Source organism: Agrobacterium sp. LR_9 (assembly GCF_041954855.1).
In the GTDB taxonomy this organism is placed as follows: Bacteria; Pseudomonadota; Alphaproteobacteria; order Rhizobiales; family Rhizobiaceae; genus Agrobacterium; species Agrobacterium leguminum.
The window spans coordinates 31,599-47,397 of the sequence record NZ_JAVAYA010000005.1; the positions used below are offsets into that span (position 1 = coordinate 31,599).

13 protein-coding genes and 1 riboswitch are annotated in these 15,799 nt (G+C 61.0%); of the genes, 5 read left to right on the forward strand and 8 right to left on the reverse strand.

Translation table 11 applies throughout. From position 1 onward, the window contains the following. The first annotated feature begins 130 nt into the window (after window positions 1-130). Window positions 131-1,675, forward strand: a complete 1,545-nt coding sequence (locus tag RAC79_RS08090) for a glycerol-3-phosphate dehydrogenase (RefSeq protein ID WP_174045481.1) — start codon at window positions 131-133, stop codon at window positions 1,673-1,675. 19 nt (window positions 1,676-1,694) lie between these two features. Here RAC79_RS08090 and RAC79_RS08095 read toward each other — a convergent pair whose 3' ends face one another. Further along, on the reverse strand, window positions 1,695-2,927 hold the full coding sequence (locus tag RAC79_RS08095) for an ROK family transcriptional regulator (RefSeq protein ID WP_161987826.1): 1,233 nt from the start codon (window positions 2,925-2,927) through the stop codon (window positions 1,695-1,697). Between the two features lie 243 nt (window positions 2,928-3,170). On the opposite strand from RAC79_RS08095, the gene xylF reads away from it, so the two are divergent. From xylF to metE, 4 genes are all read left to right on the forward strand, one after another. Continuing rightward, window positions 3,171-4,211, forward strand: coding sequence for a D-xylose ABC transporter substrate-binding protein (xylF, locus tag RAC79_RS08100; RefSeq protein WP_142844769.1), 1,041 nt, complete (start codon window positions 3,171-3,173; stop codon window positions 4,209-4,211). A gap of 188 nt (window positions 4,212-4,399) precedes the next feature. Continuing rightward, complete coding sequence (locus RAC79_RS08105; RefSeq protein ID WP_374996978.1) at window positions 4,400-5,704, forward strand: sugar ABC transporter permease; 1,305 nt, start codon at window positions 4,400-4,402, stop codon at window positions 5,702-5,704. Window positions 5,705-5,722: 18 nt separating this feature from the next. Continuing rightward, window positions 5,723-6,505, forward strand: coding sequence for an ATP-binding cassette domain-containing protein (locus RAC79_RS08110; RefSeq protein ID WP_059753655.1), 783 nt, complete (start codon window positions 5,723-5,725; stop codon window positions 6,503-6,505). 61 nt (window positions 6,506-6,566) lie between these two features. Then, a riboswitch (cobalamin riboswitch) is annotated at window positions 6,567-6,779 on the forward strand. A gap of 99 nt (window positions 6,780-6,878) precedes the next feature. Beyond that, the gene (metE, locus tag RAC79_RS08115) at window positions 6,879-9,227 is read left to right on the forward strand and encodes a 5-methyltetrahydropteroyltriglutamate--homocysteine S-methyltransferase (protein ID WP_142844767.1); all 2,349 of its coding nucleotides are present in this window, start codon (window positions 6,879-6,881) and stop codon (window positions 9,225-9,227) included. Window positions 9,228-9,418: 191 nt separating this feature from the next. Here the strand turns inward: metE and RAC79_RS08120 are convergent, their stop codons facing one another. From RAC79_RS08120 to RAC79_RS08150, 7 genes are all read right to left on the reverse strand, one after another. Further along, window positions 9,419-9,652 (reverse strand): hypothetical protein, encoded by a 234-nt coding sequence (locus RAC79_RS08120; RefSeq protein ID WP_065657079.1) that lies wholly within the window; start codon window positions 9,650-9,652, stop codon window positions 9,419-9,421. 94 nt (window positions 9,653-9,746) lie between these two features. Further along, entirely contained in the window at window positions 9,747-10,184 is a 438-nt protein-coding gene (locus RAC79_RS08125; RefSeq protein WP_003520859.1) for a helix-turn-helix domain-containing protein, read from the reverse strand. Window positions 10,185-10,307: 123 nt separating this feature from the next. After that, on the reverse strand, window positions 10,308-11,453 hold the full coding sequence (locus RAC79_RS08130; protein ID WP_142844766.1) for a hypothetical protein: 1,146 nt from the start codon (window positions 11,451-11,453) through the stop codon (window positions 10,308-10,310). Then, a complete protein-coding gene (locus RAC79_RS08135; RefSeq protein ID WP_142844765.1) occupies window positions 11,450-12,163 on the reverse strand; it encodes a TfuA-like protein in 714 nt (237 codons plus the stop codon). The genes RAC79_RS08130 and RAC79_RS08135 overlap by 4 nt, the downstream gene beginning before the upstream one ends. Then, window positions 12,160-13,356, reverse strand: a complete 1,197-nt coding sequence (locus RAC79_RS08140) for a YcaO-like family protein (protein WP_174039997.1) — start codon at window positions 13,354-13,356, stop codon at window positions 12,160-12,162. Before RAC79_RS08140 ends, RAC79_RS08135 begins: the two co-directional genes overlap by 4 nt. A 37-nt stretch (window positions 13,357-13,393) precedes the next feature. Then, complete coding sequence (locus RAC79_RS08145) at window positions 13,394-13,822, reverse strand: hypothetical protein (RefSeq protein ID WP_003520863.1); 429 nt, start codon at window positions 13,820-13,822, stop codon at window positions 13,394-13,396. 8 nt (window positions 13,823-13,830) lie between these two features. Continuing rightward, complete coding sequence (locus RAC79_RS08150) at window positions 13,831-15,783, reverse strand: BTAD domain-containing putative transcriptional regulator (RefSeq protein ID WP_174039986.1); 1,953 nt, start codon at window positions 15,781-15,783, stop codon at window positions 13,831-13,833. Window positions 15,784-15,799 lie beyond the last annotated feature (16 nt).

Below are 15,799 nucleotides of genomic sequence, written 5' to 3' on the forward strand. Positions count from 1 at the left end.
GCAGCTGCCGTTCGCCTTTGCCGGAACGTGTTTCGTTTGTTTTCTTTTGACATTCGTTTTATTTTCGTTTTTATGGCAATTGTCTTTCAACGATGGGGGTGCGATCCCCCGACGCTGTCGTGGAGGCTCTATGTCCGGCGAGAATATTTTCGATCTTTTTGTCATCGGTGGCGGCATCAACGGCTGCGGCATTGCCCGCGATGCGGTGGGCAGGGGCTATTCCGTCGCGCTTGCGGAAAAGGGCGATTTCGCTTCCGGCACGTCTTCCGCCGCCACCAAGCTTATTCATGGTGGCCTGCGTTATCTCGAGCATTACGAGTTTCGTCTGGTGCGCGAAGCGCTGATGGAGCGGGAAATCCTCTGGGCCATGGCGCCGCATGTCATCTGGCCCATGCGTTTCGTTCTGCCCATTCAGAAAGGCGGCGTGCGCCCGGCATGGATGGTCCGGCTCGGCCTGTTTCTTTATGACAATCTCGGCGGCCGCAGGCTTTTGCCGGCGACCCGCACGCTCGACCTTCGCAGGGACCCGGCGGGCGAGCCGCTGAAGCCGGCTTTCGCCACGGCTTTCGAATATTCCGACGGCTGGGTGGATGATGCCCGTTTCGTGGTCCTCAACGCGCGCGATGCGGCCAATCGCGGCGCGACGATCATGAACCGCACGCGGGTCGTTTCCGCACGGCGCGAAGGCGAGCTGTGGCTCATCGAGACGCTGGACGAAAAAACCGGACGCGCGGCCACGCACAAGGCGCGTATGCTGGTGAATGCCGCCGGCCCCTGGGTGGACAAGGTGCTTTCCGGCGTCTTCGGCCGCAACGACGTGCACAATGTCCGGCTCGTTCAGGGCAGCCATATCATCGTGCGCAAGAAGTTTTCCGACCCGCGCGCCTATTTCTTCCAGAACCCGGATAACCGCATCATCTTCGCCATTCCCTATGAGCGCGATTTCACGCTGATCGGAACCACGGACCGCGATTACAAGGGCGATCCGGCCAGGGTTCGCATCTCCGAGGAGGAGATTTCCTATCTCTGCAACGCGGCCAGCGACTATTTCAGCGAACCGGTCCGGCCGGAAGATATCGTCTGGACCTATTCCGGCGTTCGCCCGCTTTTTGATGACGGTGCATCGAAAGCGCAGGAGGCGACGCGCGATTATGTGCTGAAGGTTGAAGAGACAGCGGGTGAGGCTCCACTCCTCAATATTTTCGGCGGCAAGCTCACTACCTATCGGCGGCTGGCAGAACATGCGCTGGAAAAGATCGGTGCGGCGATTGGCGAAAAGGGCAAGCCGTGGACGGCGGGCTCCCACCTGCCGGGCGGCGATTTCGGTGCTGAGAGATATGAGGCGCAGGTGCGATCGCTCGTCTCCCGTTATCCCTTCCTTGACGGACGCCATGCCGAGCGACTTGTCAGAAACTACGGCACCAAGGCGGCGGAACTGTTGGGCAGCGCCACCGATATCTCCGGCCTCGGCCGGCATTTCGGCGGCACGCTTTATGAATGCGAGGTGCGCTGGCTGGTTGAGCACGAATGGGCCTGCGCGGCCGAGGACATTCTCTGGCGGCGAACGAAACAGGGCCTGCGCCTCAGCAAGGATGAGGCCGCTGATCTCGATGACTTCGTTGCTGTGCTGATTTGTGGCGGGCAAGAGGCCGAGGCCGTGGCGGAGCGGGCCTGAAAATCCGCCGGTTGCCCCGTCAGCTCCCGGAATTCCTCACCGGCCTCTCCGGGCCGTCGGCGCTCAGGATATAGTCGTCTGCGGCTGAAAGCGCGTGTTCCATGTGCCCTTCGAACACCAGTTCCGGCTCGTTGGGTGCTAAAGCGATTTTCGGCATGCCGCCGAAACGCACCGCCTGCGATTGCGCCAGACCGTCGCGCAGGCCGCTTTCCAGAAGATCGAAATAGCGGGTGCCGGGGCCGGTGATGAAGACCGGCATATGGCCATGCAGGCTGAAGAGGCGTGAAAGGCCGTTGCCGAGCGCAAGTCCGGCGGTGCGGAAGGCGAACCGCGCCATGCGGGCGCCGGTGCGGGCCGAGGCGGCGATCTTGTCCACCTCGGCGATCGGCACGAATTTCGCCGGTTCCGCCTGCGGCGGGGCTTCGAAAGCAGAACGCAGGATGGCGTAAAACCCGGAATAGGCCTCAATGCAGCCTTTGGTGCCGCAACGGCACAGTGCGCCGTCGGCCAGATGCAGCATATGGCCGAAATTGGGAGCGCTGACCTCGATTGCGCCGCCCGTCGAGCGGGCGATGCCAAGGCCGATGCTGTGGCCGAGCGACAGGGTGACGAGGGCTTCCGGCGCTGAGTTTTCCCGTGCCTGCTCCCGCATCCAGATGGCTTTTGCGGCCAGCAGCGTCTCGTTGTTCAGCGTCACGCGAATGCGGCCATCCCCGGAAACTAGCCGGTGGAAATCGATCCTTTCGTCACCGAGAACCGGCGACCAGACAAGCGTTGCCGCGGCCGCATCCACCAGTCCCTTGCTGCTGATCGACACCTGGAGGATATCGTGCCGGTCGATGCGCGAGCGATCGGCAAGTCTCGCGAGACCGGCGAGGATCGCGCCGCCGAATGTGCCTTTTTCAGCTGTAATCCTCTGTTCGGTGAAGCGGTCCACCAGCTTGCCGGCATAATCGACCAGCGAATATTGCACGCTGTCGGAAGAGATGATGACGATGGCGACATGGCAGAAAGCGCCGCGCGGGCCGAAGAGAATGCGCGGCCGGCCACGGCCGGCGGTGGCCAGCTGCTCTTTCCGCAGAATGAGACCGGCCCGCTCAAGCTCGGTGGTGATGGCGGACACGGTTGCTGAGGCAAGCCCGGTGAAGGACGACATGTCGGTATGGGAAAGGTTGCCGTGCAGGCGCAGCGCCGCCATCACCGACAGGCTGTTTTTCTGGCGCACCAGTTCCGTACTTGCAATGGCGGACATGGGCTGGGGCATGCTCCCTGAACGGCCTTTTTCCTGTCGTGCTGATCCACTCTGATGGCGCATGCCAGAGCGAAGATCAAGGCACCCGGATGCTGCCCGCAGCCGTTGTTGACAGCATGGGGAATCTCTGACATTAATTTTCTCGACTGTCGAGAAAATTGTGAAACCACAGAGACCGGCAGCTTTTTCCGGGCGTTTTTCCTGCATGGAGGTGCGGGGCTTCGCCCTTACCGGGAGGACATCATGAATTCTTTTGCCAAGCTTTTGGCGGGTACAGCCGTACTCGTTTCCCTGCATACCGCGGCTATCGCGGCCGATCTCGTCGTCGGCGTTTCCTGGTCGAATTTCCAGGAAGAACGCTGGAAAACGGATGAGGCGGCCATCAAGGCAGCGCTCGACAAGGCCGGCGCGAAATACATTTCCGCCGATGCGCAATCATCCGCCGCAAAGCAGCTCACCGACGTGGAATCGCTGATCTCGCAGGGCGCCAACGCGCTGATCATTCTGGCGCAGGACAGCGACGCGATTGGTCCGGCCGTTGAAAAGGCCGTTGCCGAGGGCATTCCGGTCGTGGGTTACGACCGCCTGATCGAAAACCAGAACGCCTTCTACATCACCTTCGATAACAAGGAAGTCGGCCGTCTGCAGGCTGCCGAAGTCTTCAAGGTGAAGCCGGAAGGCAATTACGTCTTCATCAAGGGCTCTTCTTCCGACCCGAATGCGGACTTCCTGTTCGCCGGTCAGCAGGAAGTGCTGAAGGCGGCCATGGACGGCGGCAAGATCAAGAATGTCGGCGAAGCCTATACCGATGGCTGGAAGCCGGAAAATGCCCAGAAGAACATGGAACAGTTCCTGACCAAGAATAACAACAAGGTCGATGCGGTCGTCGCCTCGAATGACGGCACGGCCGGCGGTGCAATCGCCGCTCTCGCCGCGCAGGGCATGGCAGGTTCGGTTCCCGTTTCCGGTCAGGATGCCGATTTCGCCGCGCTGAACCGCGTCGCACTCGGCACGCAGACGGTGTCGGTCTGGAAGGACAGCCGTGAACTTGGCAAGGAAGCGGCTGGCATTGCGCTGGAACTGGCCGGCGGCAAGAAGATGACCGAGATCAAGGGTGTCTCCACCTTTGAAGGCGGTCCGAAAAAAGTGAAGATGCAGTCGGTCTTCCTCAAGCCTATCGCCATCACGAAGGACAATCTGAACGTCGTCATCGACGCCGGCTGGATCAAGAAGGAAACGGCCTGCCAGGGCGTGAAGGCTAAAACGGTCAAAGCCTGCGATTGATCGAATAGGTCCCGGTTCGGGCGCTGCGCCATGGTTCATGGCGCGGCGCCTTTAGAGTATTTCCAGGAAAAGTCGAGCCCGGTTTTCCCTTCGGAAATGCGCCAGACAAAGATTTGGAGCGTTTTCGCGATTCAGGGAAAAGCGAAAACGCTCTAAGATGTGAGGAGCACCGGCAGTTCATGGCCGATATGACCCAGTCCAATACTACAGCGTCGCAGAAGACGGAAAAAACAGGCTCGATAACGCGCTTCATCAACGCCACCGAGCTGGATACCAGACTGCTCGGCATGGTCGGTGCGCTTCTTCTGATCTGGATCGGATTTCATATCCTGTCCGGCGGGCTGTTTCTGACGCCGCGAAACCTCTGGAACCTTTCCGTGCAGACCGCCTCCGTGGCCGTCATGGCAACCGGCATGGTGCTCGTCATCGTCACCCGCAATATCGACCTGTCGGTCGGGTCGATCCTCGGTTTTTCCGGCATGATCATGGGTGTCATGCAGGCGGAAATCCTGCCGCAAATCCTCGGCTTTGAACATTGGGCCACATGGATCGTCACGCTTCTGGTCGGCATTCTCGTCGGCGGCGCCATCGGCATGTTGCAGGGCTCCATCATCGCCTTCCTCAACGTGCCGTCCTTCATCGTCACGCTGGGCGGCCTGCTCGTTTGGCGCGGCGGTACCTGGTTCATCACCAGCGGCCGCACCGTGGCGCCGATGGATTCCACCTTCCGCCTGATGGGCGGCGGTACCAGCGGTTCGATCGGCGCGACATGGAGCTGGATCGCCGCTGTCATCGCCTGCGTCGCCATCATTGCGGCCATCCTGAACTCCCGCCATCAGCGCCGCCGTTTCGGCTTTCCGTTGCGGCCCGTCTGGGCTGAATATTTTCTGGCCGCGCTGGGCTGCCTTGTCGTCATCGGTTTCGTGGCGGTGGTCAACAGCTATCCATGGCCGGTCAACATCGCCCGCAACTATGCCGATGCCAATGGCATCGCCTGGCCTGAAGGCGGTCTGTTCATTTCGCATGGCATCGCCATTCCGGTGCTGATGGCGCTCGCCGTCGGTGCGGTCATGACTTTCATCGCCACACGGCTGCGTTTCGGCCGTTATGTCTTCGCCATCGGCGGCAATCCGGAAGCGGCCGAACTCGCCGGCATCAAGACCCGCTGGGTCACGGTGAAGATCTTCACGCTGATGGGCGTTCTGTGCGCCATCGCCGCCGCCATCTCCACCGCCCGTCTCAACGCGGCCACAAATGCCCAGGGCGAGTTGGACGAGCTTTACACCATCGCGGCGGCCGTCATCGGCGGCACTTCGCTTGCCGGCGGTGTCGGAACCATAGCGGGTGCGATGCTCGGCGCGCTCGTCATGCAGTCGCTGCAATCCGGCATGGTGCTGGTGGGCATCGATACGCCCTTCCAGCGCATCGTCGTCGGTGTGGTCCTGGTCGTCGCCGTCTGGCTCGACACCATCTACCGCGCCCGCGCCAAGTAAGAACCGAGGAGAACTCCTATGACGGACCAAGTCACGCCCCTCGTGGAAATGCGCAATATTTCCATTTCCTTCGGCGGTATCCATGCGGTGGAAAACGCCTCTGTCGATCTTTTCCCCGGTGAGGTGGTCGCCCTTCTCGGCCACAATGGCGCGGGCAAATCGACGCTGATCAAAATCCTCTCCGGCGCCTATCGGCGCGATGGCGGGGATATTCTCATCAATGGCGAGGATGCCGATATCCGCAATCCGCGCGACGCCAAGAAATACGGCATCGAGACCATCTACCAGACACTGGCCGTGGCCGATAACGTCGATGCGGCGGCCAATCTTTATCTCGGCCGCGAGCTGAAGACGAAATGGGGCACACTTGACGATGTCGCCATGGAAGCCTCGGCCCGCGAGGTCATGGGGCGTCTCAACCCCAATTTCCGGCGGTTCAAGGAACCGGTGAAGGCGCTGTCCGGCGGCCAGCGGCAATCCGTCGCCATCGCCCGCGCCATTCTGTTCGACGCCCGCATCCTCATCATGGACGAGCCGACGGCCGCACTCGGGCCGCAGGAAACGGCGCAGGTGGGCGATCTCGTCAAGGAGTTGAAACGGCAGGGCATCGGCATCTTCCTCATCAGCCACGATATTCACGATGTCTTCGATCTGGCCGACCGGGTCTTCGTGATGAAGAACGGCAAGGTGGTAGGCCATGCCCGCACGCAGGATGTCACCAAGGACGAGGTGCTTGGCATGATCATTCTGGGCAAGGTGCCGGCCGGTGCGGTGCCGGGGCCGGGTGCGGTGGCGCTCTAAACTTGGTGAAATAAAGATATAAAGATTTCTTTATGTCTATTGACATCGTGGCGCCCGTGGTGAAAAATGCGGGTGTCATGGTTCTCCGGGCTTGTTTGTTCGATCCCGGAGCTAAGAGGGAATCCGGTGCGCCGACGATCGGCAAGACCGGAGCTGCCCCCGCAACTGTAAGCGGCGAGCCTTTGTCCAACACGTCACTGGGGTAAACCCCGGGAAGACGGACAAAGGCGACGACCCGTAAGCCAGGAGACCTGCCAGGACAAAATAACGTCCACGGGCGGGGTGTCCCGGTGGTTGCTGCAATGGTCCGGCACAGGCCGGGCCTGCACGCGTCCGCTTTACCCATGCCCCCACAACCAAATGGGGTATGACAATGCCAGACAAGACCATTCCAGTCGCATCGCTCGGTTTTCCGAGGATCGGACGCCATCGTGAACTGAAGTTCGCGCTTGAAGGCTTCTGGTCCGGCAAGATTTCCGACACGGAACTGCTCGAAACCGCAGCTAGGCTGCGCGCCGAAAACTGGGCGCTTCAGCGTGGGAAGGGGATTACCCATATCCCGTCCAACGATTTCTCCCTCTACGATCACGTTCTCGATACGGCCGTGATGGTGGGCGCCATTCCATCCCTCTATGGATGGGCGGGTGGGGATGTTTCCCTCTCGACCTATTTCGCCATGGCGCGCGGCAGCCAGAGCGAAGGCCATGCAGGCTGCGGCCATGGGCATGAAGGACATTCGCATCATGGTCAGGGCGTTCCGGCGCTGGAAATGACCAAATGGTTCGACACCAACTATCACTACATGGTGCCGGAGGTTTCAGAGGATCAGCACTTCGTGCTCACCTCGCAAAAGCCGGTCGACCACTTCCTTGAGGCGAAGGCGCTCGGCGTCCATACGCGTCCGGTCATTCTCGGCCCGGTCACGTTCCTGAAGCTTGCCAAGGCGCGCGAGGCAGCCTTCAAGCCGCTCGATCTGCTGGCGAGGCTGCTGCCCGTCTATGAAGAGCTGCTGCGACGCCTGCGCGCGGCCGGTGCCGACTGGGTGCAGATCGATGAGCCGGTCGTCGTGCTCGATCTGTCTGAGGGGGAGCGTCACGCGCTGGCTGCGGCCTATCGGGCTTTGTCGAAGGCCGCGCCGGATTTGAAAATCCTGCTCGCCACCTATTTTGGTGGGCTTGAGGACAATCTCGAAGCCGTCGCAGCGCTTCCGGTCGCGGCCCTTCATATCGATCTGGTGCGAGCGCCCGATGCGCTGGAGACGGTGTTGAAGGCGTTGCCGGAAAATCGCGTCCTGTCGCTGGGTGTCATAGACGGTCGCAACATCTGGCGCGCTGATCTCGCTGCAATCATTACCCGATTGGAACCCGCCATCGCGGCACGCGGTGCGGCGGCGTTTCAGATCGCGCCCTCCTGCTCGCTGCTGCATGTCCCGGTCGATCTCGAACTGGAAACCGGCCTCGATGCCGATCTGAGAAGCTGGCTTTCCTTCGCCACCCAGAAGCTCGGCGAACTTGCCACGCTTGGCAGGGCTCTCGGTGAGGACAAGGCTGCTGTCGCGACGGAACTGGAGGCTGCCTCCAAGGCGGTTGCCGCGCGTGCATCCTCGCCGAAGGTAACGGACGTCGCCGTGCAAAAGCGTATCGCGACGATTGGCGAGGCCGACAGGAAGCGGGCGAGCCCGTTTGCCGAGCGGCAGAAAGTGCAATCGCAGGCCATCGCGCTGCCGCTTTTCCCAACGACGACCATCGGCTCTTTCCCGCAGACGCCGGAGGTGCGCAAGGCCAGATCGGCACATTCCAAGGGCGCGCTGACCGATGCGCAATATGAAAAATTCCTGGAGAAGGAAACCGAAGCGACCATTCGCTGGCAGGAGGAAATCGGTCTCGACGTTCTCGTGCATGGCGAGTTCGAGCGCAATGACATGGTGCAATATTTTGGCGAACAGCTTTCCGGCTTCGCTTTCACCCAGCATGCATGGGTGCAGAGTTACGGCTCGCGTTATGTGCGTCCGCCCATCATTTTCGGCGATGTGTCGCGTCCGAAAGCGATGACGGTTCGCTGGTGGGAATATTCCCAGTCGCTCACCGACAAACCCGTCAAGGGCATGCTGACCGGGCCGGTGACGATCCTAAACTGGTCCTTCGTGCGCGACGATATCGCCAGAAGCCTGACATGCCGCCAGATCGCGCTCGCCATCCGCGATGAGGTCAATGATCTCGAAGCAGCCGGCGCGCAGATGATCCAGATCGATGAGGCGGCTCTTCGAGAAGGACTGCCGCTTCGGCACCGGGACTGGCAGGATTATCTCGGCTGGGCGGTGGAATGCTTCCGCATTTGCTCCAGCGGCGTGGGCGACCGCACACAGGTTCACACGCATATGTGCTATTCCGAATTCAACCAGATCATCGATGCCATTGCTGCCATGGACGCCGATGTGATCTCCATCGAGACCTCGCGTTCGAAGATGGAATTGCTGAATGCGTTTCGGACCTACAAATACCCGAACCAGATCGGTCCCGGCGTTTATGACATCCACTCGCCGCGCGTGCCGGCGGTTGGAGAAATGGTCGATCTTCTGGCGCTGGCGCGAGAGCGGCTTGACGACCGGCAGCTCTGGATCAATCCGGATTGCGGCCTGAAGACGCGTAAATGGGAAGAGGTGAGGCCCGCTCTGGTCAACATGGTCGCCGCCGCTGCCGAGCTTCGCCGCGCGGTGCTTTGATATGAATGGAGGCCCGGCGAGAACCGGGCCTCCATCATGGCTTACGCCTGAAAAATTTGGGGGAGGGCATATGAATGCCTCTCCGGGAGGATGGAGCCAGCCGGACAGGCAGAGAGACCGTTTCCGGGCTGCGACTGGAGATCGGTATGAAAACGCTCAATCCCGGCGAATCTAGGCCGTTGCGAAAGCGCTCAATGCAGATCGGCCTGAGCGAAGGCGCCGACATTCAGCTCTGCGCTTACCGGCGGCAGACCCTGCTGATTGATGTCCTGGGCCAGCGACAACAATGCCATCTCAAGGAAATAGGTCGACATGCCCAGTTCCAGAGATTTCGAGCGCTGGCAAAGATAGGAAACCATCCGCCCGAGCGCCAGAATCTCGTCTGCATTGTCCTGTTCAAGTATATCTGTGGTAGACGCCGCCATGATTCCCTCTCGACAGTCGACAGTATGAAAACGCGATGATGTTGCGTTGTTCATTTTCGACCACATCGAGCGTCACGCGAGCGTCACACCTGCGTCAATCGTCGTTTTTGTCCGCCGGCGCGGCGGCATTTTCCGCCGCTTCAGTGGCGGCGAGCGATGTCACGAGAGCGACGATGCTTCTACGCACCGCGGCGCTCTTGATGCGCGAAAAGGCCTGGTTGAGCGAAAAGCCTTCATTCGAGGCCACGAAGGTCTGCATGGCATTGATCGTGCCAAGGGCCGGATTGGCCGGGTCGCCATCGGGCGTGGCATTGGCGAACAGGGAGCTGACCTCAACGCCGAGAATCGACGCAATGGCCTGCAGACGGGACGCGCCGACACGATTGGCACCCTTTTCATACTTCTGGACCTGCTGGAAGGTGATGCCCAATCGCCCGGCCAGTGCACTCTGGCTCATGCCGAGCGACTTGCGGCGCATTCTGATTTGTGCGCCGACATGGACGTCGATCGGGCTGGGTAGTTTGGCGTGCATTACAAATTCCTCCGGTTGAGGTTCCTAAATCCGATGCTCAATTAATATCGTTGAAGGTATACATTCAACACAATTTCCACGGGTATTATGACGCTTTATTGACGAAATTGCACGATTTTTCGTTCATAATCGCGTGTCCGGCCCGCGATTTATTATTTTTGTTGCACAACGCAACGCGCCGTTGCGGCTGGAAAGATGGCTCCATCCGGCCACGCCGATGGTCTGAAAGCCGATTCTGTCCCAAATTTCTCGGTTCATTGCATCGAATTCCTCAAGCGACTCGGTATCGCCGAAATGCGGAACCCAGACGAATGGCCGTTTCTGACCGGAACGTATGACATTTTCAAGAAGGACATTGTTGTAAAGTCTGGGCAGGCATTTGTTGGTGTCGATGGCCGGCGAAAGCGGGATGGGATTTCGTTCTATCGCAAAGCCCTGCCGCGCGAGCCAAAGTGACGAGGCGTCCAGTTTTCGTTTCAGCTCGGTTGCGGCGCGGGTATTGCATCCGCCATGCGCGACAGGGTCGGCAACGAGCAATAGGGGCCGGCCGCCGCTTCTCAGACCGGTGACGGAAACGAACTGGTCAACGTGGAAGCCGCATTGGTGCATTTTTTCGCCGGCCATTTCAGCTTCGCAGGTCTCCGTCGTGGAAAAATCGGAAGAGACCGGGACTTTGCCGAGATATTCCGGCCGATATCCGAAACTGAAGATGTTTCTGCCGTCGAGAGCCTGAATTTTTCGCCACCGCTGCGAAGGGATGGCCGCATTCCTTCCTATCCCCCTGTCATCCTGCAGGCTGGCATGGCCCACCAGCCGAAAATCCGGGCCGACAAGCTGGTTGCCGCCTGCCAAGGCGACATCCGCATGCGTGGTTGCCGCTCCCAGATATTCGGCCAGGCTGACGCCGATGGCCTTCTCCGCCACCAGGACGAATTCTGTCGCGGGATCAATCGCACGCACATGGAAGATGTCCTGTATCCAAGGATGCGAAACGCTGTCATTTCCGGCAAGGGGTATCAGCTCGGTGCCGCAGGAGGCTGGCAGGCTGCCGAGCCAGTCTCGCGCTGACGCGAGACTGGCTTGATCGGTCACGATAAAAGCGGTGATATCTGCGGGCAGGGCCGAGAGCAGGTTTCCGATTGGAATGAGCGGTGAAACAGTGTCAGTGGCCCTGTTTTCCGCAAAAAAAGCGGCGGGTAGTGCGAGCGCAATCGTGCGGATCAGCCCGCCGCAATCGGGCATAAGAGGCAGGGGCTGGATGGCGCTCAAGACCTTTTGTCCCCTGCCGCCTGCCTTGCTGCCAATTGCTGGAAAAACATCGTATTCTGAAGCTTCCATGATGGCGGCGGTGGGGATGGCAACGTTTCTCCCGTGATTGTTGCCAGAAGCCTTGCCGCATCGTTTCTTTTGATGGAAACCGCATTAGCCGCGAGCAGATTCGCCGTCTCGGAGCCGAGGCCCGCTTCCGCGGCGACGGCGCGCCATGTCCTGCGGGTAAAATGCAGATTGTTGGCTGCGCAGGTGAGCGCGTCATATTCCTCTGGAGCGACCGTCTCGCGGCAGACGGCGAGCGTCGCCTCGGCATCGACCAGCGCGACTGTCAGCGGGCGGTAATCGAGCGCGCCGGGTGCATGGCTCACCGCCACATCGGCATCGGAAAAACGCCGCCCGTCGCGATAGGCCTCGAAAATCTCGCCGATGCCGATCATGCCGAAGGGGGCGCATTCCGCCGCCCTGAGCGCCCCCATGCTGGCGGCGCCGAAAAGGGTAACGCCGCTCGCCAGTGCAAACAGGATTTCCTTGTGCCAGACGGCGGCGCAATCGCCGTAAAGCCCGTCGATCAGCCCGATTGTCCCCACACCTTGCCGAGCCGCATCGAAAATATCGCCGCAGGCGGCCGGACCGCGAAGATCGAGACCGGACATATGTTCGCCTGCGATGCCGTGGATGGACGGGCCTGCAAAAACCACCGGCTTCATCCGAGGCCTCCGACGGTCAGCAGGTGATCGAGGGTGCGCTGCGAGATGTGTTGCAGGCCGCCGCCGGCCGGAGCAAGGCCGCTTGCCAGAACCCGCACCACATGCAGGCCGGATACCTCCGTTTCCAGCGGAAAGACATAGATATCCTCGATGTCGCCGCCGAACAGGTGCGTCGCAAGCTGGTGCCATGGCGGTGAAGACGCGTCATATATAAAATCGAGATTGGCCGGCACCCTTTCCATCGGCTGCACGCCGGAGGCCGAAGACCCGGCCGCAACCATATCCCGCTGATAGCGGAGAGGGGAAAGATCGTCCCTCGCGCCGCTGATATCGGTCAATCGCGACTGGATCGCCTCCAGCAAGGCTGCAATGGCAGCGCCATGGATATCAGGCCGGCAGGCGGCCCCGGCGGCGCTGCGGGTGGCTGGCCCGTCCTGCGCCTGAAGCGACCGGGGCAGGCTCGCCATCGCCACCGGCACGCCAAGCCCATTCGTCATGTCGAAGAAGGACGGCGGCAGGCCGATATCCGACAGGTGCTGAACAAGACCGTCGAAGGAAGGATCGACGCCCGCCGGAATGAGGACCGGTCGCGGTGCGATGGCGCGCGTCTCGAAAGTGTCGACGAGAAAGCAGGCATCGTTTTCAATGAGTTCGAGCAGGGCATGGAGGACCGCATGGTCATGGTCGAACCCCGCCGCGAGCCCTTGGGAACTCATGCGGAAGGCCTGCCGGTCCCATGGGAAATCCACCCGGAAATCCATGCCGACAAGTTCGTAAGGCGCAAAAACCTCCCCCTGCCGGCGAATGGATGTGCCCTTCACCCAGGCGCGTTCTTTTCGCGGATCGAGCGCGTCGCAATCGACCCTGCCGATGGTTTCGAAAGGAATGAGAGGAGTTCCCTTATCCCGCATCTCCTGAACGGAGCTGAAGGCGGCGATATGTTTACGGGTTTCTTCCGCGACCGCGCCTTCGATCGCCTCCATGATCGCCGATAGCCGGGCCTGTTCCGCGACAAGCCCCTTGCCCTGCGAGACGGACAGCCCGCGCGAATTGGGCCGGGCCGCGAACCAGACGGGAATGCCGATAATATCGAGGCCGGTCACGTCGCCGACACGGGTAATCCCGAACCGCCGAAGCAGTCCGGGATCGAAGAACGAAGCGTCGACATGCCTTGAAGCCGCTGTCGCTGATATGGGAGCATCGGCGCCGGTCAAGGCTGCGAGACCGCGATCAGGGCGCCGTGTTGCTGTCGTCGGCAAGGATGGCGTCGAACAGCTCGCCGGTGACGGAGCCGGCCGGGCCGACAGCCTTCAGGGCCGCTTCGATCGGCGCCTGTACCATGCGGTTGAAATCCCAGCCGGCGTCGTTCACTTCGCCGATGAAGGCGAAATCGGCTTCGGAAACCACTGCGCCGCCGGAGACGAGGGCTTCGATGCCCTGGATCTGAACCTGGTCCAGTTCCGCTTCCGGCTGGCCGTTCTGGCGAACGAGCATGGACTTTGCGGCGGCTGCCACGCGGGCATAACCATCCACGCCGGGATGGCTGGCTTCATAGGCGGCAATCGTCTCATGCGACACGGACGCGACCCTGAGCGGCGCCGTGCGAATGAAGAGAACGCCGAAACCCTTTTTTCCGACAATGAAGAAATGCGAGGACATAGTATCTCCTATTTAATCCCAGCTAATCGAAGTGCGTGATAGAATTTTTCATTCGCTATCGGGTCCCGGTCTGGAGACAGGCTGCTGATCTCCCTCGCCGTCATACCCGGATAGTTTTCCTGAAGCCTGTTGCCGGATTCCCGGGCGGAGGCCAGATCGCCATGCAGCGCGTGGCTTGCGGTGAGGACGCGCAGCGCAGGCTCGTCATTTTCCATCCGCCCGCACAGTTCCACCGCCGTGCCGTAGTCCTCGCGCTTGAAAGCGATGCTGGCGCCAGCCCACCAGTAGATGTCGGGCGCCAGCGGATTGAGGTCGATGGCCTGCTGGAACTTCTCCCAGGCGATTTCCGCATCGCCGAAATGAGCGAGCGCATCGGCATGCTGGAGCAGGAGGTCGGCCGAATTGGGCGCCAGCGCCTCCGCCTCAAAGAATTTTTCGGCGGAGATGTCGAAGTCCCGCTGGTAGAGCGCCACCACCGCGCACATCCAATGGCCCACACCGAGGGCGGGGTCGATCTCGACGGAAGAATCGGCCTCCGCCTTGGCGCGGTGCAGGAGATGGGGGTCGTTTCCGCCCAGCATCAGCCATTCCAGCTGCAGGCTCTGTGCCACGCGGGCGCGGGCAACCGCCATGCTGTGGTCGAGATCGACGGCCTTGCGGAACATCGAACGGGCTCTTCTGAGAAGCGGCAGATCGCATTTGCCGCGCAGAAGCTGCTGGCCTTCCAGCAATTGCCGGTAGGCCTCGCCGCTATGGTTGCGGTCGGGCTCCACCTGAAGCCGCTCGATTTCGCGGGCAAGCGCCGCCGCCACCTGTTTGGAGAGCAGCCGGAAGGCGGCGTGGATATGTCGTTCGGTCAGGACCGCTTCCAGTGACCAGACGATTTCACCGCTTGCATCCTCGATCAGCGCAACCGACATGCGGGTTTCGTCGAACACGGTCGAAATGATGCGGTAATCCGCCCGCAGCATGGCGTAGCCGTCATCGGCCCGGTCATGCGCCAGCGCAAAGGTGCTGTGCGGCGAAAGGACGGTGAAGGTGCGGTATCGGACAAGGCTGTTGGCGACATCCTCGACGAAGGCTTGCATGACCGGCGAGACCGGCTGTCCGTCGACCCGTGCCGGGCGCACGAATGCGACACGCGGTTTTGCCATTGATTTTCGGCGACTGCCTTCTTCCGGCTCGGCGGGGGCCGTTATCGTGGCGGCCAGACTTTGTATTCTGCGCCTCAGCGCCACGGTTTCGGCTTCCGGCGAACGACCCTCCTGACGAAGCTGCTCCATCAGAAGCTGGTACATGCCCTCGCAGGCGCTGATATTTCCGATCCGCGCATAGGCCGCCATGGCGGCGCGGTAGGTTTCTTCGCGCTCCGGTTCGATCTTGCAGGCGCATTCGGCAAGTCTGGCGATGTCGTTCGAGCTAGCGCGGCCGAAGCGGGTCAATTCCTCCAGAAGCTGGGTGTAGCTCGAAAAGAACAGGTCCCTGAGACGGCGGCGCTCCGAAAGCAGCCAGAGATAAAGATGGTCCTGCCCGGCCTCCAGCCCCTCCAGCAACTCGCCGCCGAATTCGAGCAGCGCGTTGAGCCGCCGCATCGGGTCTTCGGCCCTTGCGCCGGCAAGGAAGATGGCAAGGTCGGTGCGCTGAGCCAGCTTGCCGGCCTTCAGGTCGTTTCCTTCGGTCAGAAGGATGGCATCGTCCTCATTGGGCAGTTTCTGTAGGCGGAGAATGAGCTGCCGCAAATTGCCGAGAGCCCTTTTCTGCTCGACATTTTCCCACAGCAGCGATGCGGCATGCTGGCGGGAAAGGGACTGGTTCGGCGCAAGGATGAGGGCGGCGGTAAGGGCGAAGCCCTTGGACGGGAAAAATGCCTCCCGCACCGCATCACAGCGCGGGGTGCCAAAAAGCCGGATCGGTATCAGTTCAGCGTTCCCAGCCACTTTCGTCCCCTCATGAATCATCATCTAACAACGTGTCCGG